This window comes from Paenibacillus periandrae, from assembly GCF_022458865.1.
Classification (GTDB): domain Bacteria; phylum Bacillota; class Bacilli; order Paenibacillales; family NBRC-103111; genus Paenibacillus_S; species Paenibacillus_S periandrae.
The window spans coordinates 99,479-122,340 of the sequence record NZ_JAJNMU010000024.1 but is presented as its reverse complement, the minus strand read 5'-3'; the positions used below and the strand labels follow the sequence as shown (position 1 = coordinate 122,340).

23 protein-coding genes are annotated in these 22,862 nt (G+C 46.4%); 16 read left to right on the top strand and 7 right to left on the bottom strand.

The annotated features are described in order from the left end of the window. The first annotated feature begins 44 nt into the window (after positions 1–44). Both LRL21_RS33775 and LRL21_RS33770 read left to right on the top strand, forming a co-directional pair. Positions 45–2,417, top strand: a complete 2,373-nt coding sequence (locus LRL21_RS33775) for an MHYT domain-containing protein (RefSeq protein ID WP_240420199.1) — start codon at positions 45–47, stop codon at positions 2,415–2,417. Positions 2,418–2,479: 62 nt separating this feature from the next. After that, positions 2,480–2,857 carry a response regulator gene (locus LRL21_RS33770; protein ID WP_240420198.1) on the top strand — a complete coding sequence of 126 codons (378 nt, stop codon included), beginning with the start codon at positions 2,480–2,482 and terminating at the stop codon, positions 2,855–2,857. Positions 2,858–2,939: 82 nt separating this feature from the next. Here the strand turns inward: LRL21_RS33770 and LRL21_RS33765 are convergent, their stop codons facing one another. The 3 genes from LRL21_RS33765 to LRL21_RS33755 all read right to left on the bottom strand — a co-directional run bounded on the left by LRL21_RS33765 (position 2,940) and on the right by LRL21_RS33755 (position 6,359). Further along, on the bottom strand, positions 2,940–3,176 hold the full coding sequence (locus tag LRL21_RS33765; protein ID WP_240420197.1) for a hypothetical protein: 237 nt from the start codon (positions 3,174–3,176) through the stop codon (positions 2,940–2,942). Between the two features lie 241 nt (positions 3,177–3,417). Next, positions 3,418–4,830, bottom strand: a complete 1,413-nt coding sequence (gene uxaC / locus LRL21_RS33760; protein WP_240420196.1) for a glucuronate isomerase — start codon at positions 4,828–4,830, stop codon at positions 3,418–3,420. 29 nt (positions 4,831–4,859) lie between these two features. Continuing rightward, complete coding sequence (locus LRL21_RS33755; RefSeq protein ID WP_240420195.1) at positions 4,860–6,359, bottom strand: tagaturonate epimerase family protein; 1,500 nt, start codon at positions 6,357–6,359, stop codon at positions 4,860–4,862. 173 nt (positions 6,360–6,532) lie between these two features. On the opposite strand from LRL21_RS33755, the gene LRL21_RS33750 reads away from it, so the two are divergent. Then, a complete protein-coding gene (locus tag LRL21_RS33750) occupies positions 6,533–7,384 on the top strand; it encodes an AraC family transcriptional regulator (RefSeq protein ID WP_240420194.1) in 852 nt (283 codons plus the stop codon). Between the two features lie 45 nt (positions 7,385–7,429). Here LRL21_RS33750 and LRL21_RS33745 read toward each other — a convergent pair whose 3' ends face one another. Further along, positions 7,430–7,738, bottom strand: coding sequence for a hypothetical protein (locus LRL21_RS33745; RefSeq protein ID WP_240420193.1), 309 nt, complete (start codon positions 7,736–7,738; stop codon positions 7,430–7,432). Positions 7,739–7,800: 62 nt separating this feature from the next. Between LRL21_RS33745 and infC the strand changes: the two genes are divergently transcribed. Beyond that, a complete protein-coding gene (infC, locus tag LRL21_RS33740; RefSeq protein WP_240420192.1) occupies positions 7,801–8,277 on the top strand; it encodes a translation initiation factor IF-3 in 477 nt (158 codons plus the stop codon). Positions 8,278–8,296: 19 nt separating this feature from the next. Continuing rightward, positions 8,297–8,938, top strand: coding sequence for a PAQR family membrane homeostasis protein TrhA (gene trhA / locus LRL21_RS33735; RefSeq protein ID WP_240420191.1), 642 nt, complete (start codon positions 8,297–8,299; stop codon positions 8,936–8,938). 77 nt (positions 8,939–9,015) lie between these two features. On the opposite strand, the gene LRL21_RS33730 is transcribed toward trhA, so the two are convergent. Beyond that, on the bottom strand, positions 9,016–10,341 hold the full coding sequence (locus LRL21_RS33730; RefSeq protein ID WP_240420190.1) for a hemolysin family protein: 1,326 nt from the start codon (positions 10,339–10,341) through the stop codon (positions 9,016–9,018). 417 nt (positions 10,342–10,758) lie between these two features. Between LRL21_RS33730 and pyrH the strand changes: the two genes are divergently transcribed. From pyrH to LRL21_RS33675, 11 genes are all read left to right on the top strand, one after another. After that, positions 10,759–11,499, top strand: coding sequence for a UMP kinase (gene pyrH / locus LRL21_RS33725; RefSeq protein WP_240420189.1), 741 nt, complete (start codon positions 10,759–10,761; stop codon positions 11,497–11,499). 24 nt (positions 11,500–11,523) lie between these two features. After that, the gene (locus tag LRL21_RS33720) at positions 11,524–13,050 is read left to right on the top strand and encodes an NAD(P)H-hydrate dehydratase (protein ID WP_240420188.1); all 1,527 of its coding nucleotides are present in this window, start codon (positions 11,524–11,526) and stop codon (positions 13,048–13,050) included. A 113-nt stretch (positions 13,051–13,163) separates the two neighbouring features. Then, on the top strand, positions 13,164–14,009 hold the full coding sequence (locus LRL21_RS33715; protein ID WP_240420187.1) for an STM4015 family protein: 846 nt from the start codon (positions 13,164–13,166) through the stop codon (positions 14,007–14,009). 1 nt (position 14,010) lies between these two features. Further along, positions 14,011–15,294 (top strand): STM4014 family protein, encoded by a 1,284-nt coding sequence (locus tag LRL21_RS33710; protein WP_240420186.1) that lies wholly within the window; start codon positions 14,011–14,013, stop codon positions 15,292–15,294. Between the two features lie 7 nt (positions 15,295–15,301). Next, positions 15,302–16,084, top strand: a complete 783-nt coding sequence (locus tag LRL21_RS33705; RefSeq protein ID WP_240420185.1) for an STM4013/SEN3800 family hydrolase — start codon at positions 15,302–15,304, stop codon at positions 16,082–16,084. Positions 16,085–16,102: 18 nt separating this feature from the next. Beyond that, complete coding sequence (locus tag LRL21_RS33700) at positions 16,103–17,452, top strand: STM4012 family radical SAM protein (protein ID WP_240420184.1); 1,350 nt, start codon at positions 16,103–16,105, stop codon at positions 17,450–17,452. Further along, positions 17,446–18,324, top strand: coding sequence for an STM4011 family radical SAM protein (locus LRL21_RS33695; protein ID WP_240420261.1), 879 nt, complete (start codon positions 17,446–17,448; stop codon positions 18,322–18,324). The genes LRL21_RS33700 and LRL21_RS33695 overlap by 7 nt, the downstream gene beginning before the upstream one ends. Then, a complete protein-coding gene (gene cysC, locus LRL21_RS33690) occupies positions 18,321–18,887 on the top strand; it encodes an adenylyl-sulfate kinase (protein WP_240420183.1) in 567 nt (188 codons plus the stop codon). The genes LRL21_RS33695 and cysC overlap by 4 nt, the downstream gene beginning before the upstream one ends. Next, positions 18,884–19,603, top strand: coding sequence for a metallophosphoesterase family protein (locus LRL21_RS33685; RefSeq protein ID WP_240420182.1), 720 nt, complete (start codon positions 18,884–18,886; stop codon positions 19,601–19,603). The genes cysC and LRL21_RS33685 overlap by 4 nt, the downstream gene beginning before the upstream one ends. Before the next feature lie 26 nt (positions 19,604–19,629). Then, entirely contained in the window at positions 19,630–20,196 is a 567-nt protein-coding gene (locus tag LRL21_RS33680; RefSeq protein ID WP_240420181.1) for a beta-class carbonic anhydrase, read from the top strand. 78 nt (positions 20,197–20,274) lie between these two features. Next, positions 20,275–21,207 (top strand): manganese-dependent inorganic pyrophosphatase, encoded by a 933-nt coding sequence (locus LRL21_RS33675; RefSeq protein ID WP_240420260.1) that lies wholly within the window; start codon positions 20,275–20,277, stop codon positions 21,205–21,207. 91 nt (positions 21,208–21,298) lie between these two features. On the opposite strand, the gene LRL21_RS33670 is transcribed toward LRL21_RS33675, so the two are convergent. Together LRL21_RS33670 and LRL21_RS33665 are read right to left on the bottom strand one after the other, a co-directional pair. After that, positions 21,299–22,153 (bottom strand): 1,4-dihydroxy-6-naphtoate synthase, encoded by an 855-nt coding sequence (locus tag LRL21_RS33670; RefSeq protein ID WP_240420180.1) that lies wholly within the window; start codon positions 22,151–22,153, stop codon positions 21,299–21,301. Further along, complete coding sequence (locus LRL21_RS33665) at positions 22,150–22,791, bottom strand: futalosine hydrolase (protein ID WP_240420179.1); 642 nt, start codon at positions 22,789–22,791, stop codon at positions 22,150–22,152. Before LRL21_RS33665 ends, LRL21_RS33670 begins: the two co-directional genes overlap by 4 nt. Between the last annotated feature and the right edge of the window lie 71 nt (positions 22,792–22,862).

The following is a 22,862-nucleotide window of genomic DNA, read 5'->3' as shown; positions in this document are numbered from 1 at the left end:
TTTCGAGTTAGTTATTTTTTACATATTGAAGTGAGGGATGTCGAGTGGAACATGTTCATGGCTCGTACGATACTGTACTTGTCGTTTTTTCGTACGTCGTTGCTGTTGTTGCTTCCTATACCGTTCTTGATTTGGCAGGGAGAATCAGCACATCTCAAGGGAGAAACCGATGGTTGTGGCTCCTATTCGGCGCAGTTGCCATGGGGATGGGTATCTGGTCGATGCATTTCGTTGGAATGCTTGCTTTTTCATTACCCGTTCCGGTCGCTTATGATCTTTGGCTTGTTCTGTTGTCCGTGGTGGTAGCGATCACTGCGTCCTTCATTGCTTTAAATGTTGTGGGTCGCAGTCATCTGACATTGCGTCAATTGCTTGGCGGCGGCATGCTGCTTGCCGTTGGCATTTCAGCGATGCATTACATTGGAATGGCTGCTTTGCAGGTCGATATCACGTATAATCCTTTCTACTTTGCACTTTCCATCGTTATCGCAATTGCCGCCTCCAACGCTGCATTATGGTTATCGTTTTATTTTCATAAAGGAGGAGATCGCGGTGAAGTTTGGAAAAAGCTCGGAAGTGGTTTAATAATGGGCGCCGCGGTCGTTGGCATGCATTATACGGGAATGATGGCAGCCAACTTTCATTTTGGAGATAAATTGGCTTTATCCTCCGGTAGGGTGCTGGAGCAAAAGTGGCTGGCTTATTTTATCTCGGGAGGTACATTGTTTACGCTTGGGTTGTCCCTGCTCGGGATATTTATCTCCAAACGGTTTTCCCATAAAGACTCGGAGATTCAGGAAAAAACAGATGAAATTTATATCATAAATCAGGAGCTACGGCAGTTGAACGACCATTTGGAGGAATTGGTGGCGGAACGCACATCGCAGCTGGAGAAAGCCCATGATGAAGCCATCAAGGCGAACAGGATCAAAAGCCAGTTTCTAGCCAATATGAGTCACGAATTACGAACACCGCTCAATGCTATCATTGGATACAGCGAAATGCTGAAGGAAGAAGCGGAAGAACTTGGCGAGCCAACCTTTGTGGAGGATCTTGGGAAAATCAGTAAATCGGGTAACCATCTGCTCGCCCTGATCAATGATATTCTGGATATCTCGAAAGTCGAAGCTGGTAAAATGGAGATGTACTTCGAGACCTGCGATTTGACGGATTTGGTTCAGGATGTGATGACGACGGTCAGACCGCTTATTGAAGGCAATGGAAATCAGCTGGAAACTCGCAGTATAGAAAGCGAGATGACAACAGATGTAACGAAGCTTCGGCAAATTTTAATCAATTTGTTAAGCAATGCAAGCAAATTTACAAAGGATGGCACGATCGATTTTGATGTATACCGCGAAACAAGATATAACAAATCGGGTTACTGCTTCCGTATCAAGGATTCGGGAATTGGTATGACACCTGAGCAAGTGGAAAAGCTTTTTCAGCCTTTCACACAAGCTGATTCCTCGACGACACGCAAATATGGAGGTACCGGTCTTGGACTAGCCATCAGTCAAAGCTTCTGCAACATCATGGGGGGCGAAATTTCTGTTGAAAGTGAACTTGGGTCTGGCAGTACATTTACGTGCTGGCTTCCTGTCTCTCCCGCCGGACAGGAGATCGAGGAACCGTCTGTAGCCTATCGCCAGAATGAAGAAGAAGCCAGTCAAGTGAGCATTCTGCTCATCGATGACGAGCCCTTCAACCAGCAACTGATGCGACGATATCTCGACAAAGAGGGATGGACAATCGCATTTGCCGAAAGCGGTCAGGAAGGGCTTCGTCTGACCAAGAAGCTTCGCCCCAAGGTGATCTGTCTGGATATCCTCATGCCAAGTATGGATGGGTGGAGCGTATTGTCGGCACTTAAGAGCGATCCGGAACTGCAGGACATCCCCGTCGTAATTTGGTCGATGACAAATGATAAACACTTAGGCTACACGCTCGGGGCTTCCGAATTTCTGACGAAGCCGGTGCAGCGGGAACGGCTGATCGATGTGATGGACAAGTACGTCTCGAATCGTGCCTTGCAATCTGTACTGGTGATTGAGGATGATGCGACGACAAGCGAATTGATGACAAAGCTGTTGCATAAAGAGGGGTATGCGGTTACTCAAGCTGGAAATGGTCGTATCGCTTTGGATTGTATAGCCAGAGAAATACCTACATTGATTTTACTTGACTTGATGATGCCGGAAATGGACGGCTTTCAATTCGTTGCAGAGCTCCGCAAACAGGATGCTTGGAGCGAAATTCCGATTGTGGTATTAACGGCCAAGACAATCACGACGGAAGATCGATTAAAGTTGAACGGTTATGTGAATAGCGTCATTCAAAAAGGATCGTTTAGTCACAAATCGTTGCTGACGGAAATTCGCCAATTCATTACTACCACTGTGAATAAGAGTAGCTAGCCAACAGCGCTTGGCAAGCTCGAAGTTGACCTATTACGTAGAATTAGGAGGCTTTAATCCCTATGAATATTATTCTTCTGGTCGAAGATAATGAGATGAATCGCGATATGCTGTCTCGGCGTCTGACCCGCAAAGGGTATCAGGTTATCACAGCTGAAGACGGCAAGCAAGGCGTTGATTTGGCGATGAAGGAACACCCTGATCTGATTTTGATGGATATGAGTTTGCCTGTTATGGATGGGTGGGAGGCAACCCGAATGCTCAAGAAGTCTCCTGAAACGAAGAGTATTCCGATCATCGCTTTAACAGCTCATGCAATGGCAGGAGATGAAAAGGAAGCATACCAAGCGGGATGCGATGATTTTGATACGAAGCCGGTTGTGCTGGATCGATTGCTTGGAAAAATACATGCAAGATTGGCAAAGAACGAAGAGAAATGATTCTAATATTGTGGGAAGCTAGGATGGTCTGAAAAACGAAAAGGCTTGAAAAATATGTCCTTATGTCTGGGAAAACGAGGTATTACATTTCGCATTTCAGGGTTCCCCAAAAAGCTTCCATGCGTCCGTTGTCTATGCACCAGCTAACACGTGACATACTCTGAGTCATGTTGGCTTTGTCCAGCCGCTTCTTAAAGGCCAACGAGGTGTATTGAAAACTCCAGACGCTGCGAAGCATGGGAGTCACGCCTGGTATAGCCCCAAGCGCCTGATCCAGCGTTTCAACTACCAGTTTGTTGTTGTTCGAATGCCTCAGCACATAGGAAATAAGATTCTCGTTTTAGCAGGTTCTCAGCCACATGCTCAGGGGAAGAGCGCGCGTATTGCTTTTTCTTCCTTGACAAAGAAATACTCCCCTTTAAGTAGCCGGTTTATTTTTTAAACCTGTCTACTTAAAGAGGAGCATATCAAAGTTCCCGAAAGTCTTATTTCACGATGCATGAGCAGCGCAGCCTGCCACGATACCCATAACTTTCAAGTATCGCACAGCACATGCTTATTTATTTACCAAAACCAAAGTATTGGTTGGCATTGTTATAGCAAATATTTTCAATCATACTGGACAGCAGCTCGATATCGTTCGGAGCTTCGCCATCTTCCACCCATTTTCCAATCATATCGCACAGAATTCTTCTGAAGTATTCATGTCTCGTATAAGACAGGAAGCTTCTCGAATCTGTCAGCATCCCGACAAAACGGCTCAGCAGGCCAAGATTGGCCAATGCCTGCATTTGCTCCAGCATACCATCCTTCGTATCGAGGAACCACCAGGCTGCACCCAGTTGAACTTTCCCCGGAATACCTCCGCCTTGGAAGCTTCCAATAATGGACCCCAATACATAATGATCTTTAGGATTCAAGGAATACAAAATCGTTCTTGGCAGGGCATCTTCACTATCCAATGCATCAAGCAGACGAACAATCGGTTGTGCAGGTGAGCTGTCATTGATCGAGTCGAAGCCTGTGTCTGGACCCAATTTATTGAACATCCGGACATTGTTGTTACGGTGTGCATTAATATGGAACTGCATAGCCCATCCAAGCTCAGAGTAAAGCTTACCCAAAAATACGAGCGTATATGTTTTGTATTGTTTTTCTTCCTCAAGACTTACGGAAGCGCCTTGAAGCGCTTTGGCGAATATGGCTGCTGCCTGCTCCTTGGTCGTGTCTGCATAAGCTACATAGTCCAAGGCATGATCGGAAACGCGCCCGCCGATGGAGTCAAAGAAACGAACCCTGGATTCGAGAGCGGTCAGGAGCTGATCGTAATCACCAATCGGTTGTCCGGCAACTTCAGCCAGCTTCTGTACCCAAGGAACGAAGGTAGGACGGTTAATTTCGAGACCTTTATCCGGACGGAAAGAAGGGAGGACAGCAACGTCAAAATCTTCTAATTCCTTGATTTTAATATGATACTCCAAGGAGTCGGTCGGATCATCAGTGGTGCAGATTACTCTGACGTCAGACTTTTTGATCATATCTCTGGCTCCAAAGCCTTCTCCGTTCAATTGAGCGTTAACAGTTTCCCAGATTGCAGGTGCATTCTTTTCATTGATCAGGTCGTAGACACCGAAGAAACGCTGAAGCTCCAGGTGTGACCAATGATAAAGCGGGTTACCGATAGTCATCGGAACAGTCTTGGCCCATTCCAGAAAACGGTCGTAATCGCTCGTGCCTTCGCCACCCGTTACCAGGTTTTCCGTCGCACCATTCGCGCGCATAGCCTTCCACTTGTAATGATCGCCATATAACCAAGCTTCAGTTAAATTTTTGAATGTTTTGTTCTCATAAATTTCTTGCGGGCTTAAGTGACAATGGTAATCGATAATCGGCTGTTTTTTTGCATAATCGTGATACAAGTGAACGGCCGTTTCATTCGTTAGCAAAAAGTTTTCATCTAAAAATTTTTTCATGAGCCTGTACACCGCCTTATTCAGATTGATTATTTACCCAAGAGCTCCAAATGCTTGCCGATATGGGAGATCAACGACTGCTCAAAAGCATCCTCTTGCTCATTCAACGTGCTGAAGAACTCGTCCTTGAACAGTGAATTACCTTGTGCATCCTTGGCTTGCAGCAAAATTCCGTACGTAATGTGAATCACTTGACGTGCATTGTTCTCGTTCATATACACATCGGCCAAATCTGCATCGGCAACTTGGTCGAGTGGAACAATTTTGCTTAGATCGGTCGTAACATGGTAGTAAACAGTTGCTTCTTCAAAATGATCCAAAGCGTATTGGTGCATCTTACGGTACAGGTCCGGCTTCACTTTGGCTACAGTTCTGACAGCTTCGAGCCAGTTCGTTCCGGCCGTCTTGATATGGAAGCGTCCTTTGGTGTGCTTGCCGATCAATGGGAATACGCTGAACTTGTCGCTGCCTGAGTGAATACTCAGCTTGTAGCCAAAATCATCAGCAATTCCGGCATGGATGATCAGTTCTTCTTCAAATTTGGCGATATCACCGATGTAGTCGATTCCCTTTTGGAATTCACCAATAAAGCGCGGAGCCATGCTGTAAATCGTTAAGCCGCGGGCATACAGCTCCTTGGCTACCAAAAAGTGGGATTCCGGATCTGTTGGTGTCGCAGTCTCATCAATAGAAATTTCAAAGTCGATCTCACGACCGGCATTTTTAATATATGTGTTGTAAATATGCTCCATAAAATCAACGGCAGGCCCGTAGATCAATACGTTCTTGATCAAGGTTGCTTTGTCAAAGGTTACAGAGGAGCCGGCTACTTGAAAGCTTTCATTCAGGTAACGATTTTCATAGTGATTGCGTGTTGCTTCTGGAAGTTGGGCATATTTGTCCGCTTGTTCATCAGCAGATAAGCCTTCAATAGAATTATCGATATATTCGGAGCAATCCAGTGTCAGCATCGTAAAGCCAAGGCCAAGTGCCAGTTCAATATCTGCTTCAACTTTCAAATGATCGCCATCAGCACCAAAGCCGTCTTTGTAGCCTTCCTGAAATACAGCGAAGCATGCCGCATCAACCACTTGCTTGTAGTCACGTCCTGTGAGATTCAACTCACGGATGCTTTGTTGAGCCAGAATCGGACGGATATCATGGCCTTTAACGGTTTTGATATGTCCTGGGGAAGCAATACCAAGACGGTCGCCCAGACCAATCGTTGCAACCTGCGTACCAAATGCACGAGGTACTGTATAGTCAAAAAATTTGTTGATTACGAGACGGTTCTCATGGGTTAACGGACTGATTTTGGCGCCGCCTTCAATTTCGCCTTGCAGCTCATCGAATAGGGGACCAGAACCAATGGAAACCAAATATTTGGTCGCTTCATGTTTAACCAAGACGATTTTAACGTCACCGGATTCGGCAAATGAATGCGGATACACTTTAAAGCTGGCAGGGATTTCGATGCCGTCTACACTGCCTTTTTGCAGAGCTTCGACAATGGGTTGATATGTGCTCATGAAATAGAGCCTCCTTCAATAATTGAGTAACTCGATCATAACGCAAAATCAGTTTATAATCTTTACCTATTTTGTCTGTTTTATCTGCATGTATGCATATCTTGCTATGATCGAACCGTTCATTCTGTTACAATAGAAGAGATGGCAGCTAGGATAGAAAGCGGTGAAGCAAGATGAGCGAGACGGTTTCCCTTACCTATGGGTCAGAGGAAGGCGATTTTTATATGCAGCATATTAAACGCACAGAGCTGTTTGAGCGAAATAACCATTTTCACAGCACTTATGAAATCTATTATTTGCTATCTGGGCACCGGACATATTTCATTAAAGACCGTTCTTATTTGATCGGCCCGGGTGATCTTGTATTTATTAATAAATATGATGTTCATAAAACGTCGGATGTTGGAGAGCCGGGACATGAACGGATTGTGATCAATTTTAGCGATAAGTTTATCGACAGGGACCACTCCTTATACCATCCTTCATTATTTAATGTGTTTGAACAGCCCGCGCATGTACTCAGCCTCAAGCTGCAGGACCAAATATTTACGCGCTCCGTGCTGGATAAGCTGGACAAGGAGCTTAAGGAGAAAGCAACCGGCTTTGAAACCTACATTAAGCTGCTGCTGGTGGAGCTGCTGCTGTTCTCCAGCCGTTATGCGGAGCGCAATGAAGCAGCGCCTTTCGAGCATGCAAGCCCCTTGCATCGCAAAATCTCGGAGATTGTCCAATACATTAATAAAAACTATGCGCAGCCGATGACATTGTCAGGCATGTCGGAGCAGTTTTTTATGAGTCCGTATTATATGAGTCGTACCTTTAAAGAAATAACCGGCTTCACCTTTATTGAGTATGTAAATATGACCCGGATTCGTGAGGCTCAACATCTGCTTCGTGAATCTACCCGTAAAATCATTGATATCGCCGATAGTGTCGGCTTTGAGAATATCGCCCATTTTGGACGTATGTTTAAAAAGCTGACCGAACTGACGCCGCATGAATATCGTAAGCTGCATCGGCAATAATCATGAAAATGAAGGTTTATCAAAGTAAGCTAATTATGTAAGAAATCATTTGGAACGCTGACTGCGTTGTGCGATTTCTTCGGTTACAATAAAAGCAAGCTCTTCATTGCCAAACAACGATAAAACACCAAGTAAGGTTTCGTCGGGAATATCACCGGCTTCTTCCTTCGGTACGATCAAATCTTGAACTTGCTGCAATAAAGGATTCGCTTCTTGATCAGGATAGGCCCGTCTGTACAGATCGGCAGGGTCGAGGTCGTGATTAACGCACCATTGGGCAAATATATGAACCATCAATGATTCGTCGCGTTGGTAATTGCGGATAAGCTGCTCTTCCAATTCTTTTTGGCTCATGGATAAGCTCCCTTCAATTTGATATGCTTAATCATTATAACGAAAGTTCAGGTGGTTGCCTAATGATCATGAATGAAAAGATAAAAGCATCCGAGGTGCAGCTAACCGGAATCGATGGCGAGGACTTGGGCGTGATGCTAACCTCACAGGCATTGGCACTCGCCAAAAAGCTTAAAGTGGATTTGGTATGTACTTCCATGATGAGCAGTCCGCCGCCTTGCAGGCTGGTGGGTGCAGGTAAGGCGAGGGAAGAGGCGCAGCAGCAGCGTAAGCGCGAGCAAGCTCCCAAGGTGAAGGAAATCCGGCTGACTCCGCATATTGAAGCTCATGATTATGATACGAAAAAACAACAGGCGGAACGTATCCTCAAATCCGGTGATGCTGTGCTGCTGGTCGTACGTATTCAGGGTAAGGAAGGACCACTGGCCAAGACGCTGCTGGAGAGTCTAATAGACGATTTAAAGCTAGCGGGACGTAAGCAAACGGGAATTCAACTGAGCGGCAAGCAGGCCGCGGTTCAATTGGACCCTTTAACATAATAAAGGAGGCAATTCACGAATGGCAATGACACATACGTATAGCAAAAGAGAAGAGCTTGCAAATGCCGTTACACACGGTATCGGAAGTTTACTTAGCTTGGTTGGACTTGTCGTGTTGATTGTGTTTGCTGCTTCAAAGGGAACAGCCTGGCATGTAACCAGCTTCACTATTTATGGTGTAAGCATGCTGCTGCTGTATGTTGCATCGACCATGCTTCACAGTCTTCCTGCGGGTAAAGCCAAGGATGTATTTGAAGTGCTGGATCATTCCTTCATCTATGTATTCATTGCCGGGACATACACGCCGATCTTGCTAACAGTTATTCATGGAACGCTCGGCTGGGCATTGTTAATTATGATATGGGCAATCGCCGCGGCAGGGATCGTATTTAAAGCATTTTTCACTAAAAAGTTTTTGTTTACCTCGACCTTGATCTACATTGCGATGGGCTGGATTGTAGTGTTTCTCTGGAATCCGATGTCTGCGGCACTCCCCACGGCAGGTATGACCTTGCTTGTCATTGGCGGTCTGTTATATACGCTCGGCACGGTGTTTTATGTATGGAGAAGCTTTCCTTATCACCACGCTGTGTGGCATATGTTTGTGCTTGGGGGATCCATTCTGCATTTCTTTATGATTTTGTTATATTTGCTGCCTTAGTTAACCTGACAGGGCACCTGTCTGCACGCCTCAAAAAAAGAGCCGAATCTCAGTTGAGATCAGGCTCTTTTTGCCATCTATTCAAGACTCTTGTGATCAACAGTAATCGGTTCTTTTTTGCCAAGCGGCTTGATTTCAATTTTGCGGAAGCTCAGTCCGTCCTTTTTCAAAATCTTGAAGTGCAGCACATCAAATTCCCATTCCATGCCTTCTCTTAAAAGCGGATGCTTGGCATACAGCCAGCCGCCGATAGTATCCAATTCGCTTTGATCCAAATCACTGCCGAAAATGTCATTGATGTCTCCAATAGGTACCTTGCCATCGACAATAATACGCTGATCGCCCATACGCTCTATCTCAGGCCGTTCCTCCGAGTCGAACTCATCACGGATTTCTCCGACAATTTCCTCCAGCACATCTTCAATCGTAATCATACCTGCCGTCCCGCCATATTCGTCGAGCAGCATAACAATGTGGGCATTTTGCTTCTGCATCTCTTTGAGCAAAGATTTGACAGGCATGGATTCAGGTACAGACACAACAGGATTGATCAGATCAAGCAGGTTGATTTGGGGAGTATCGATATATTTTAAGAAAAATTGCTTCGTATTGATCATCCCAATAATATCATCCTTACTTTCTCCAGCGACCGGGAATCGAGTGTATTGCTCTTCTTTAATTATATTCATGTTTTCTTCAAGGGTATTATTCAGGAACAAGCAGACCATTTCAGTACGGGGGACCATGATTTCTCTGGCTTTCAGCTCATCAAACTCAAAGATCCTGCTAACGTAACCGTATTCGGTTTGGTTAATTTCTCCGCTTTCCAGACTTTCGCTCAAAATAATCCGCAGTTCTTCCTCAGAGTGGGCATCCTCATGCTCATTCGCAGGTCTCATGCCGAACAGTCTGATAAATTGAGTAGCGGAGCCATTCAGCAGCCATATAAACGGATACATGATTTTGTAAAACCCGATCATCGGTGCTGCCAGCAGAAAGCTGATGGATTCTGCTTTTTGAATGGCTATCGATTTGGGAGCCAATTCACCTAATACGACATGACAGTAGGTGACAAGACCAAAGGCGATCAGGAAGGATAGTGTGGCTTCGACCTGAGAAGGCAGCCCCATAGGTCCGATAAGCGGATGTAAAATTAATTCTACAGTCGGTTCACCGAGCCACCCGAGACCGAGTGCTGTGATGGTGATGCCCAATTGGCATGCGGATAAATACCCATCCAAATTACTAATTACACGTTTAACGGATAGAGCCTTCTTGTTTCCTTCGGTAACGAGCTGATCTACCCGGCTTGGGCGGATTTTGAGAAATGCAAATTCTGCGGCTACAAAAAATGCTGTTGCTAATAGTAAAACCAAAATCATGACCAAATTTAGACCTATCATCGTTGTCCCCTCATTAAGCTATTTTGAACAGATGGTACATTTCTTCGTATTAATCATAACATGGAGATTATCATATCTCAAAATCGAATGACAGGATTAGTTTATTGACATCGTGACTGGAAGATTCAATGCGACTATCAACACGCAAAATTTGACGTTTTATAAGCTTCAATTTACAATAAATAATATACGAATTCGTCAAGCGGGAAAGGTGTGGGACTATGGACAGCCTTCTGAAGCCATATGAGATAAAGTCGTGTGGAGCAAGGCTATTTGTATTCATATTCCTTTCATTCCCTTTTATATTCCATTGGAGACACTACAGGCATTTATTGCTTGAGTGTCTTTTATTTTTATGTACCCTTAACAATCAGCAGCGCCCGAGCAGTATGAAAATTTATTGGAGGTGCATGGTTAGTGAAGTATAAAAGAATTTTGATCAAGCTTAGCGGCGGAGCCGTAGCTGGCAAGAGTGAATTTGGTTTTGATCCTGAGCGGCTAGAACATATAGCCAATGAAATTTTGACGATATTGCGTATGGGCGTCGAGGTCTGCCTCGTGATTGGCGGGGGTAATATATTTCGTGGAAATATGGGCGAGAATTGGGGTATTGAACGAGCGGAGGCCGATAACATTGGTACTCTGGCAACCGTAATTAACAGTCTGATGCTCAGAGGCGTTCTTAAAGCCAAAACGAGGTCTGAAGTCAGAGTGATGTCAGCGATTCCGGTTACCTCCGTGGCCGAGCCTTATATTCGGTTAAAAGCCATTCACCATTTGGAAAAGGGTTTTATTGTGATTTTTGCAGGTGGTAATGGACAGCCCTATGTCACGACAGATTATCCCTCTGTGCAAAGAGCCATCGAGGTAAACTGCGAAGCGATTCTGGTTGCCAAGCAGGGTGTGGATGGTGTATATAATCAGGACCCGAAGCTGCATAAGGATGCGCAGAAGTACAAGTCACTGCATTACAATGATGTAATTAGCCATGATTTGCGGGTTATGGATCAATCCGCTTTTATATTGGCACGGGACTTTCATTTACCGATTTATGTGTTTAATTTCGATAAACCTGGCTCGATGAAAGAGATTTTTGAGGGAACCAGTACGGGTACATGTATTAGTGAGAGCTCGGTATTGGCCTATTACGAGGATTGATGTTATAGAGGAGGGGCAACAAGCATGTATGTCGTCAATTCGCAGGAAATGAGAGCTATTGATCAATATACGATTGAACAAATCGGTATCCCAGCTATGGTGCTGATGGAAAACGCAGGAAGAGCGGTTGCCGAGGAGGTATCGCTTCATGCAGGTGAGCGGCTTCTACGTATTGCAGTGTTGGTTGGCAAAGGCAACAATGGTGCCGATGGACTTGTCGCTTCCAGGCATTTACAGGAAGCTGGCCATAAGGTGGAAATCATATACGCGACAGATCCGGAAGGTTTTGTGGATGAAGCTGCAGTACAGAGAGATATCGCCTTTAATTTGCAGATACCTTCCTCTAATTACGCAGAATTATGTGTTCAATGGCACAGCTATGACTTGATTATCGACGCATTATTGGGCACAGGCAGCCGTGGGGCACCGCGGGAAGTCGTTGCGAAACTTATTCTAGAGGCTAATGAGAGCAGTCTCCCTATCTATGCTGTCGATATTCCAAGCGGGCTGGACCCGAACACAGGATATGTGCACGATGCTTGTATTCGTGCCACCTGCACCATTGCATTAGCCTTCTCCAAGCGTGGATTGGAGCAGGAGCCAGGTGTAGAGCAGGCAGGGCGTGTGAGTGTTCGTTCTATCGGCATTCCGCAATTTGCAGCCGAGCAATTGAAGGTTCGTACCTACCGAATTGGAGAGCCTCTTCTCTCGGATGCACTAGGTCTGAGCAACTACAGACGGCGTGCTTCCAATTCCAATAAAGGTACCTTTGGGCATGTTCTTGTTGCTGCAGGGAGCCGCTCCATGAGTGGTGCAGGCTTATTGTGCTCCAAGGCAGCACTGCGAGCAGGCAGTGGCTTGGTGACCTGGGCGCTGCCAGAGAGTCTGCTTGATGGGATGCTGGGACAAATCCCAGAGATTATGATGCGAGGCATGGCTGATGAAGGCCGTGGTGATTGGGGTAAAATTCCCACACAATCGATCCTCGAGCTGGCAGCAAATAAGGCTGCGATCGTGTTCGGACCGGGTATAGGACGCTTTGACAATGATACTCATTGGCTGCGGGACGTCTGGGAACATACGACTTGCCCGCTTGTTCTGGATGCTGATGCTTTGAATATGCTGGGCTCCTCTATCGGACTAGATGCCCTGTCACGGCGATCGGCTCCTGTTATTTTGACACCACATCCCGGTGAAATGGCGCGTCTGTGCGGTAAATCAATTCCTGACATTCAAGGAGACCGAATTGAAACGGCACGCTCCTTTGCCTGGAAGTTTGGCGTTACCTTAGTTCTCAAAGGTGCGCGCACTGTCGTCGCTACTCCAGAAGGTGAGGTATACATTAATCGTACCGGTAACGCGGGAATGGCTACCGGAGGTACAGGAGATGTGCTGGCAGGAATTATAGCCGGACTGCTTGCTCAAGGCATGTCAGCCACACAATCGGCCGCTCTTGGTGTCTACCTGCATGGTTCAGCCGGCGATCGCGCGGCGAGCAGCAGGCCCTATATGGCTTCCTTAATAGCGAGTGATATTATCGATCAGCTGTAGAGGTGGCAGCGAGATTGGTAAAATTTGATTTGCAGAAGATCAGCAGGTAACATAAATAAAAGCAACACCGTAAATCAGAGTTCAAAAACCGCATTTCCAAGGAGGTACTATTAATGACTGAAGTCCGATTAGTGCTTGACTATGATGATCACGAACAAGGCCAGACGATGGAAAAATTAATCGAGGAGCTTGCCGCCAAACCAGAAAGTCGAGAGCTGCATTCCTTGATTATAGGTTCCTGGGGGGATGCTTACGAGAATGATTCAAGTGCTTTGGCACAGGCCATTATCCAGGCGCGTGAGCAATTTCCGAATTTGACAAAGCTGTTTATTGGCGATATGGAAGGGGAAGAGTGTGAGATTTCCTGGATCAAGCAATCCGATCTCACACCGGTGCTGGACGCTTATCCGAAGCTGCAGTCCTTTACCGTTCAAGGCAGTGAGGGTTTGCGGCTGACTCAGTTAAAGCATGCTCACCTGGAGGAGCTTATTATCATTTGTGGAGGACTGCCTCTGGAAGTGATCCAAGACATCCAGACTGCCGAGCTGCCGGAATTAAAAAAGCTGGAATTATATTTGGGCGTTGATGACTATGGATGGAATGGCAGCCTGGACGATCTGAAACCATTTATGAACAAAGAGCTGTTCCCCAAGCTTACCTATCTGGGACTGAAGAACAGTGAAATTCAGGATGAAATTGCGCTTGCTATCGCGGATGCTCCCATATTGGACCAACTTCATACCCTTGATTTATCACAAGGTACTTTAAGCGATGTCGGAGCGGAAGCTCTCATTGTCAGCAGCCGTATTCAAAAGCTCTCATTCCTCAATTTAAGCTATCATTATATGTCTGAAGCAATGATTAAGCGATGGAAGGAATCAGGCCTTCAGGTCGATGTTAGTGACGAACAGGGTGGTGCCGATGAGGATGATTGGCGTTATCCGGCAGTAACGGAGTAAAGTGCCGAACTTCTTGGAAGCGAACCGTCAGCTGATTGTTATCGGAAATCCAGGGAATAAAAGAACGTCTTTCTTACAAAAGGCTCGTACCCGTCTTGGGCTTCCTCCAGCTCATCTCATTTCCTATCTCGATTGGTTGAGGTATAAGGGAAGTCCAGGAGAGTTATTACGACCTTATTTACAGGACGGCAAGCAGCTGCCTCTAATTCGCCTAGATTCTCCTGGTGAGCAATTCGAAGTGGAACGGGAGTTGATTGCGCTTGGAGCGGTGTGTGCGGATGATGGGAATCGAATGGATCCATCAACAAAGGATTTATTTCATTCGGCAGCTGCTTCAGATGCCTTTCATCCGCTGCATTATTTCAGTATAGCAGCACGGATTTCCCCACAGGAGGCGCTTGATCTTGTTCAGGAGCAGGGACGTATTTACTATCCTGCCCAATGGTTTCGTGGTTTCTGTAGACTCCTGCACCAGATCAAGCGGCAGGCCGAAGTGCTGTCGCCATCCGTTCGTTGGATGAATGACCCGGCAGAAATTGCCCTGATGTTCGATAAACGCCGCTGTCATCAGCTTCTCACAGCTCATGGTGTTCCGGTCCCGCCCATACCCGCAGCTCTGGGCAGCCTCAGCAATTATGAAGAGCTGAGGGAAGCTATGCGGACCCGTCGAATGCACCGTGTTTTTATTAAGCTGGCCTTTGGCTCTTCGGCATCAGGTATTGCGGCTTATCAGATAAATCCATCCACGGGTGCCGAGGTTATGATTACGACGATCGGTCTGGAGTATCGCAACCACGAATCCGTTTATTACAATGCAGGCTCTCTAAGAAAATATACGGATAGCAAGAACATCAAAACTATAGTGAATTGGCTATGTGAGCAGGGTGTTCATGTCGAGCGCTGGATTGAGAAGGCTTCTGCCCCAGCTGCGCTGCACAAGCAAGTATTTGACATTCGTCAGCTGGTTGTAGGTGGGCAGGCTTGTCACAGGGTCGCCCGTCTGAGTCATACACCCATCACCAATCTGCATTTGCGCAATGATCGTGCAGACCCTGCTGACATAGGCCTTACACCGGAAACTACCGATCGTATTGAAGAGATTGCTCAGGCAACAATGGCTCTATTCCCATCTTCCTTCGTTGCTGGCATCGATGTTTTGTTATCACGCGGCTCCCTTAAGCCGTACATCGCTGACATCAACCCGTTTGGTGATCTTGTATATGATGTACAATTTAACGGATGCAGTACCTATGAATGGGAAATGACTTGTATCTATAAAGGATGAAAGCTTTATGATCAATATGAACGAGATTGTTGGCACACATGACATTCTGTTTATTACACTGGACACTTTACGTTATGATGTTGCCAAGCTCGAGGAGCACAACTGTCCGAACTTATGTGGATCAGGCTCCTGGGAGAAGAGGCACACGCCAGGAAGCTTCACTTATGCCGCTCATCATGCTTTTTTTGGAGGTTTTTTGCCGACACCGGCAACGACGAATAAAACGGAGCATACGCGGTTATTTCATTCCAAAGGAACAGGACTCAAAACACAGTCGAATACCTGGTTATTTGATACGCCCGATATCGTATCGGGGTTACAATCCGCTGGATATCGGACGATTTGTATCGGGGGCGTTATTTTTTTTACAAAAAAAGTACCTTTAGCCAAAGTGCTTCCGTCCTATTTTCAGGAAAGCTATTGGCGTCAAACCTTTGGTGTTACTCAACCCCGGTCTACCGAGCATCAGGTGAACCATGCATTGAAGCTGATTGACAAGTATGACCGGGAGCAGCGCTTGTTTTTGTTTATGAATGTCTCGGCTATCCATGGTCCTAATCATTACTTTGTGCCTGGAGCGAGACAGGATTCGCCCGAAACCCAAAGAGCCGCATTGCGTTATGTCGATGCTCAGCTTGGTCCACTTATGGACGCCATGCGAAGCAGAGGCCCGACTTTTTGCATCGTTTGTTCCGATCACGGAACCGCTTTTGGCGAGGATGGCTATAATGGTCACAGGCTTGCGCACGATGTTGTATGGACAGTCCCTTACAGGGAGTTTGTATTATAGTGATGAAAGGAGTACAACATGCTTCCTATTCAAAAAGAGCTTGATCTTGAGCTGTGGAAGAAACAGCTGATGGCTGATCCCTATTTATCCTATCTCTATGCCTACCCTCATAAAACAGCATATCGCGAGCTTGATCCTCCACTGTCCCTGCCCGAGCTGTGGGAGAAGGAGCAGGGTGAGTCTTTCTTTTTGTACATGCATATTCCTTTTTGTGCAATGCGCTGCGGATTCTGCAATTTATTCACACTGCCTGACCGTCGTGATGATGTACATGAGCAGTATGTTACGGCTTTGGAACGACAAGCCCGCCAGTGGGCACCGTTCGTTACTCATCGTCCCGCTTCGCGGTTTGCAATCGGCGGAGGAACACCGACATTATTGAACGAAGCGCTGCTCGATCGATTGTTTGTGATCGCCGAAGAAGTGATCGGATTGGACTTGAGCAGAACCTCGATATCTGTTGAGACTTCGCCGGATACAGTAACCGAGGGCCGCATAAGCCTGCTGAAGCAGCGAACGGTGGATCGCGTCAGCATGGGGATTCAAAGCTTTACCGATACGGAAACGACAGCCATACATCGTCCACAGAAAAAAGCGGAGGTTGTTAGAGCGCTTGAGCTCTTGAAGCAAGCTGAGTTTCCAATCCTTAATCTTGATTTGATTTATGGATTGCCTGGGCAAACGATGGTATCGTGGCTGTATTCGCTGGACAGTGCAATTGCGTACGAGCCTGAGGAAATCTTTATTTATCCGCTCTACACACGTGAGAATACGTTCTTGAAACCTGAACAAGTGTTGGCAAGCGGACACGATATTCGAATGGATTGTTACCGGGCGGCCTGTGATAGGTTAGCGAGTGCAGGATACGTCCAATATTCGATGCGTCGGTTTGCCAAACCGGATGTGGCCCCGGTTAAAGAGCTGCTTCCCTTCAGCTGTCAGGAGGAGGGAATGATCGGTCTTGGCTGTGGAGCCCGTTCCTACACAAGGAATGTACATTATGCTTCTAGATATGGTGTCAGCTACAAGGCTACGAAGAGTATCATTGCCGATTATGTAGCGACTACCGATTACACGAAGGCGGATTATGGATTTGTGCTGAATATGGCCGAGCAGAAGCGTCGATTTATTTTGAAAGCAATCCTGCATCGAGAGGGCTTGGAGCTTGCTTCCTATGAACAGCGCTTTGGGACGGGGGCATTGGACGATTATCCGGAATTATACCTGCTTATCGAAAGTGATTTGGCTCAAATCGCGAATGGCATTCTGCTGCTAACGGATCAGGGCTTGGCCTATTCGGATGCTATAGGAGATTGGTTTATTTCGGGTGAAGTCAAGGATTTAATGAAAGAGCATGTGTTATTATGAGTACACTCTATTATCGTGGTGCTTTATCCTCGTGCAACTATGACTGTCCTTACTGTCCTTTTAGCAAAACGACCGATAGTGCCGAGGTGCTTGCTCAGGACCGTGCTCAGCTGCAGCGATTTGTAGGATGGATCCAGGGGCAGGCGGGAAGCAGATCACGGTTTTCGATTTTTTTCAATCCGTATGGTGAAGCATTGGTTCATCGCTGGTACCGAGAGGCTATGGTTGAACTATCGCATATGGAGCATGTGGACAAAGTGGCAGTTCAAACCAATTTGTCTGTCAAGCTGGACTGGACGAGCGAATTAAATCGGGCTAAAGCCGCATTTTGGGCAACCTATCATCCTGAGCAAACGACGGAATCGAGATTTTTGTCGCAGGGGATGCAGCTGTATAAAGAGGGAATCTCGTTCAGCGTAGGTACAGTGGGGCTAAAGCCGTATTTTGAAGCTATTCAGTCCATGCGTAGATCACTGCCTGAGGATGTATACCTATGGGTGAATGCTTTTAAAGACAAACCTCGTTATTATACGGCTGAGGATGTAGCGATTTTGCAAGCTGTTGATCCGTATTTTGAGCATAATCTGGCGGATTATGCCAGTCTGGGACGGCGGTGCAGAACGGGTCAGGATGTGTTCTTCATATTGGGCTCAGGACAAGTCAAGCGCTGCTACAAGGATAAACGAATGATCGGACATTTATATCGGGACGGGCTGGCTGCATTGTCCAAGGAAAGGCCGTGTCAGCTCAAACAATGCGGCTGTTATATCGGGTATGTGCATATGCCTGAGTTATCGCTGCAAGCGGTCTATGGAGCCAGTCTGTTGGAGCGGATTCCCCAGTCATTCGCACATAAAGGAGTATTGTCTTGAAACAGGAAGCTGCACGAGAAGGCTGGGTATGCTGGTTCACTGGCTTATCCGGTTCAGGTAAAACAACAACGGCATTGGCTTTGATAGATGCCCTGCACAAGGATCAACGGAAGGTTGAACTGCTGGATGGTGATGAGCTTCGTACGATAATCGGGAGTGGGCTTGGATTTTCCCGCGAGGATCGTATGGAAAATATTCGACGTATCGTTTATATCGCCAAGCTGCTGTCACGCAATGGAATTATAGCTGTCGTATCGACGATAAGCCCTTATCATGAAATGAGACGATATGCTCGCAAGGAGCTCCAGCAGTTTGTGGAAATTTACGTCGATTGTCCACTTGAAGAGTGTGAACGCAGAGATCCAAAGGGGCTTTATGTGAGGGCCCGTCAGCATCAAATAGAACATTTTACAGGAATTACAGATGTCTATGAGGCCCCGGAGCAAGCCGAGATCACGATCAACACGATAAGTCAGACTCCGGAAGCGAATGCCGCGATTATTAAAAGCTGGCTGTATAGGAACAGAACCATTACAGAAACAGAAGGGAGGATAAAGGAATGAAAATCGCTTTTATTGCAGACATTCATGGTAACGCGCTTGCGTTGGACAATGTATTGGCTGATATCCAAAAGAAAGAGATCGATCGAATTTATGTGCTGGGTGATCTTTGTTATCGCGGCCCAGAGCCCAGGCGGTCACTGGATTTGGTTCGATCCCTGAACACAGAGGTTATCAAAGGAAATGCAGATGAATGGGTTGTCCGCGGCGTTCGTGAAGGAGAGGTGCCAGCTAAAGCCTTAGAAATGATGAACCGGGAAAGGGATTGGACCGTCTCTAAGCTTGAGGCTTCCGATATCGATTATTTAAACCAATTGCCGACAGAGCTCAGTCTCACTGTGGATGGAATCACAATTAAGACCTTCCATGCGACGCCGGATAGTCTATTTGATGTTGTTCCACCCGGCGCTGAGGATGCGTTGGTTGAATCCAAGCTCATGCAGGAAGCAAGCTCGCAAATTTTTATTTACGCACATATCCATAAGCCTTATATTCGATACTTAAATGGTAAGATGATTATAAATACGGGTAGTGTAGGTTTACCCTTCGACAAGCTGGCGATGGCTTCGTATGCAACGGTGGAAATTACAGAGGGAGTTGTTCAAGCTTCGATTGTACGAGTACCGGTGGATATGGAGCGAGTCGTTCAGCAGTATGAGGAGGTTCAATATCCCAATGCAGCTATGATGGCTAATGTAGTTAGAAACGCTAGTGTATAATCGGATTGAAGGAGAAGAGAGAGCATATGACGATAGTTTCAAATTTTTTAGAATTTAATAAGCAATTTGTTGAACAGAAGCAGTATGAAGCGTATTTAACGGACAAATATCCTGATAAAAAAATAGCGATTTTGACCTGTATGGATACACGTCTTGTTGAATTACTGCCCAAGGCACTGAATCTTCGCAATGGTGACGCGAAAATTATTAAAAATGCCGGTGCTATCCTCACGCAGCCCTTTGGCAGTGCCATGCGCAGTATTTTGATTGCTATCTATGAAATGGGAGCCCAGGAAGTATTGGTCATCGGACATACCAATTGCGGTATGACCAACCTGGATGCGGGAAAAATGGTTGATAAATTTCGTGCTGGCGGCATTTCCGATGACGTTCTCTCCACGCTGGAAAACTCGGGTATTCGGATGGAACGTTTTCTGAGGGGGTTTAACAGCCCAGAGGAAGGTGTGGAGCATAGTGTCAAAATTATTCGTAATCACCCACTGATTCCAGCACATGTTCCTGTACATGGTTTTATAATGGATGCCGAAACAGGAGCCTTAGAGATGATTATTGATGGATATGAGAACGTGTGAACTCTGTAAAACTATTGGAATATAACGTATTTAAAGGTATAATTAAATGGACAATTAATTTAACTGAGGAGTAAGATGATGGCAAAAACACTTATATTTGGACACAAAAACCCGGATACGGATACAATTTGCTCGGCAATTGCTTATGCGGATTTAAAGACAAGCCTTGGCTTTGAGGTTGAGCCTGTTCGGTTAGGAACGATCAGTGGAGAAACGCAATTCGCCCTGGATCATTTTCAGGTAAAAGCGCCGCGGTTGGTTGAAACTGTAGCCAATGAAACGGACAGCGTAATTCTCGTTGATCATAATGAGCGTCAGCAAAGTGCCAGCGATATTGATCAGGTACGTGTTCTTGAGGTTATTGATCATCACCGTATCGCTAATTTCGAAACGAGTCATCCTTTGTACTACCGTGCTGAGCCTGTTGGCTGCACAGCTACAATATTGAACAAGCTGTTCAAAGAAAATAACGTGCAAATTCGCAAGGAAATCGCGGGACTTATGGTATCTGCTATTATTTCCGATACACTTTTGTTGAAATCACCAACCTGCACTGAGCAGGATGTGGCTGCAGCACGTGAACTAGCCGAAATTGCAGGCATTAACCTGGAAAGCTATGGTTTGGAGCTGTTGAAAGCAGGAGCGGATCTGAGCGGCAAAACGATTGCTGAATTGATTTCCCTTGATGCCAAGGAATTCCAAATGGGCTCAAGCAAGGTTGAAATTGCACAAGTTAATGCGGTTGATACGAACGATATTCTGGTTCGTCAGCCTGAGCTGGAAGCGGCTCTTACTACAATTATTGCTGACAAGGGCCTGGATTTGTTTGTATTCGTAGTAACGGATATTTTAAATAACGATTCCGTTGCATTGGCATTGGGCGGTTCCACTCAAGCAGTTGAGCAAGCCTACAATGTAAAATTGGTCGATAACAAAGCCGTTCTAAAAGGTGTCGTTTCGCGTAAATCACAAATCGTACCTGTATTGACAGAGGTTTTTAACAAAAATTAATAGCTTGATGAACAGATTCCTTTAAATCAGGCTACATAACTTGTTGTAAACAGAGAGGCTGCCAGCGAATATGCTTGGCAGCCATTTCTCTTTAAACATCTTTAAACAACCGCAATGCCTTCCAATCCATCTGTGGAACCAAGCCTCCTTCGGCGGCACGCTTTAGCAGTGCAGTGATCGCCCCATATCCATCATCACCCAAATCGGCACTGAACTCATTGACATACAAATCAATGTGGGCTTGAGCTACTTCGGGGGCAAGCTCCTGGGAATGGCTTAATACGTAGTCGCGCGAAACCTCTGGGTGTGCCCACGCGTACTCCACTGAAGCCCGAATCCATTTACTGATGGCAGCCAGGTCCAAAGATCGATGAGCAATGATGGCCCCGAGTGGAATAGGCAAGCCTGTATCTGCTTCCCACCAGCTGCCCAGATCGACCAACATGTTCAAACCATAATTAGGATAGGTGAATCTGGCCTCATGAATGACAAGTCCGGCATCAACCAGACCATCCCGAACTGCCGGCATAATTTCATGAAAGGGCAGGATTACGATTTCACCTACGCCTCCAGGTACATGCTGAGCTGCCCAAAGTCGGAACAGCAGGTAAGCAGTGGAGCGTTCACTCGGTACGGCAACCTTAAGACCTTTCAATGCTGCCGGGTCTTTGATGGCGTTCACTCCACCAGCACTCAGTACGAGTGGACCACAACCTCTGCCGAGTGCTCCTCCACAAGGGAGTAGAGCATATTCTGATAAAGCCCATGGCAATGCCGCGTAGGAAATTTTCATAACCTCCGGTCCGCCTCCATGAGCCGCCAGACCATTTGTTATGTCGATATCTGCATACATCACATCAAGCTCTGGCGCACCAGGCAATAGGCCATGTACCCAGGCATGAAAGATAAAGGTGTCATTGGGACAAGGTGAAAAAGCGATTTTCATGTTAATACCTCCATTAATACATTGCTGGCTGATTGTAATGCTTGTAGTGCATCCTGGATTCGCCAGGCGCTGCGGTCCCTTGGACCAACTGGATTAGAAATTGAACGAAGCTCCAGAAAAGGAACTCCTCCATATTGGGCTGCTATGGCGACACCGTAGCCTTCCATGGCTTCGGCTGCTGCTCCAGGGATACGTGCAGCAAGCGCTGATGCGGTTGCTGTTGAACCCGTCACGGTGGATACAGTTAGAATAGGACCCGTGTGAACGGAAAGCCCTGCGTCCTGCAACGCTGCAGTGATTCGCTTGAGCCATTCTCCGTCCACCTGGATGCGGGATGAACCAAATCCAAGCTCATCGAGACTGAGAAATCCGTCTGCAGATTGAGCACCGAGATCCGCGGCAATGATCTCATCAGCGATAACGAGCGAGCCAATCTTGGCTATATCTGCAAAACCGCCGGCAATACCGGCACTAATGACCAGATCATAAGGTGCTGCAGCTAATAATGCTGCGGTTCGGGCAGCTGCCGATGCGGCTCCCACACCGGCAATGCCGACATGAAAGCTCGAACTATTATGTAGTCCACGTAACACCGCATCCCTCTCAACTTCAACTGCGGTCATCACAAGTATGTTCATTGTATGATCCCCTCTGGTTTTGTTAGCCGCTTGGCATCAAGGGCTTGTAATGGTCGTCCAACTATTTTAGT

Excerpts from the sequence above, each read along its gene's own strand:
- trhA (WP_240420191.1), top strand. The coding sequence starts at position 8,297 with ATGGCAATGACACATACGTATAGCAAAAGAGAAGAGCTTGCAAATGCC.
- LRL21_RS33715 (WP_240420187.1), top strand. The coding sequence starts at position 13,164 with ATGACTGAAGTCCGATTAGTGCTTGACTATGATGATCACGAACAAGGC.
- LRL21_RS33750 (WP_240420194.1), top strand. The coding sequence starts at position 6,533 with ATGAGCGAGACGGTTTCCCTTACCTATGGGTCAGAGGAAGGCGATTTT.
- LRL21_RS33670 (WP_240420180.1), bottom strand. The coding sequence starts at position 22,153 with ATGAAAATCGCTTTTTCACCTTGTCCCAATGACACCTTTATCTTTCAT.
- LRL21_RS33705 (WP_240420185.1), top strand. The coding sequence starts at position 15,302 with ATGATCAATATGAACGAGATTGTTGGCACACATGACATTCTGTTTATT.
- infC (WP_240420192.1), top strand. The coding sequence starts at position 7,801 with ATGATCATGAATGAAAAGATAAAAGCATCCGAGGTGCAGCTAACCGGA.
- LRL21_RS33675 (WP_240420260.1), top strand. The coding sequence starts at position 20,275 with ATGGCAAAAACACTTATATTTGGACACAAAAACCCGGATACGGATACA.
- uxaC (WP_240420196.1), bottom strand. The coding sequence starts at position 4,830 with ATGAAAAAATTTTTAGATGAAAACTTTTTGCTAACGAATGAAACGGCC.
- LRL21_RS33665 (WP_240420179.1), bottom strand. The coding sequence starts at position 22,791 with ATGAACATACTTGTGATGACCGCAGTTGAAGTTGAGAGGGATGCGGTG.
- LRL21_RS33745 (WP_240420193.1), bottom strand. The coding sequence starts at position 7,738 with ATGAGCCAAAAAGAATTGGAAGAGCAGCTTATCCGCAATTACCAACGC.
- LRL21_RS33700 (WP_240420184.1), top strand. The coding sequence starts at position 16,103 with ATGCTTCCTATTCAAAAAGAGCTTGATCTTGAGCTGTGGAAGAAACAG.
- LRL21_RS33770 (WP_240420198.1), top strand. The coding sequence starts at position 2,480 with ATGAATATTATTCTTCTGGTCGAAGATAATGAGATGAATCGCGATATG.
- LRL21_RS33720 (WP_240420188.1), top strand. The coding sequence starts at position 11,524 with ATGTATGTCGTCAATTCGCAGGAAATGAGAGCTATTGATCAATATACG.
- LRL21_RS33680 (WP_240420181.1), top strand. The coding sequence starts at position 19,630 with ATGACGATAGTTTCAAATTTTTTAGAATTTAATAAGCAATTTGTTGAA.
- LRL21_RS33730 (WP_240420190.1), bottom strand. The coding sequence starts at position 10,341 with ATGATAGGTCTAAATTTGGTCATGATTTTGGTTTTACTATTAGCAACA.
- LRL21_RS33755 (WP_240420195.1), bottom strand. The coding sequence starts at position 6,359 with ATGAGCACATATCAACCCATTGTCGAAGCTCTGCAAAAAGGCAGTGTA.
- LRL21_RS33685 (WP_240420182.1), top strand. The coding sequence starts at position 18,884 with ATGAAAATCGCTTTTATTGCAGACATTCATGGTAACGCGCTTGCGTTG.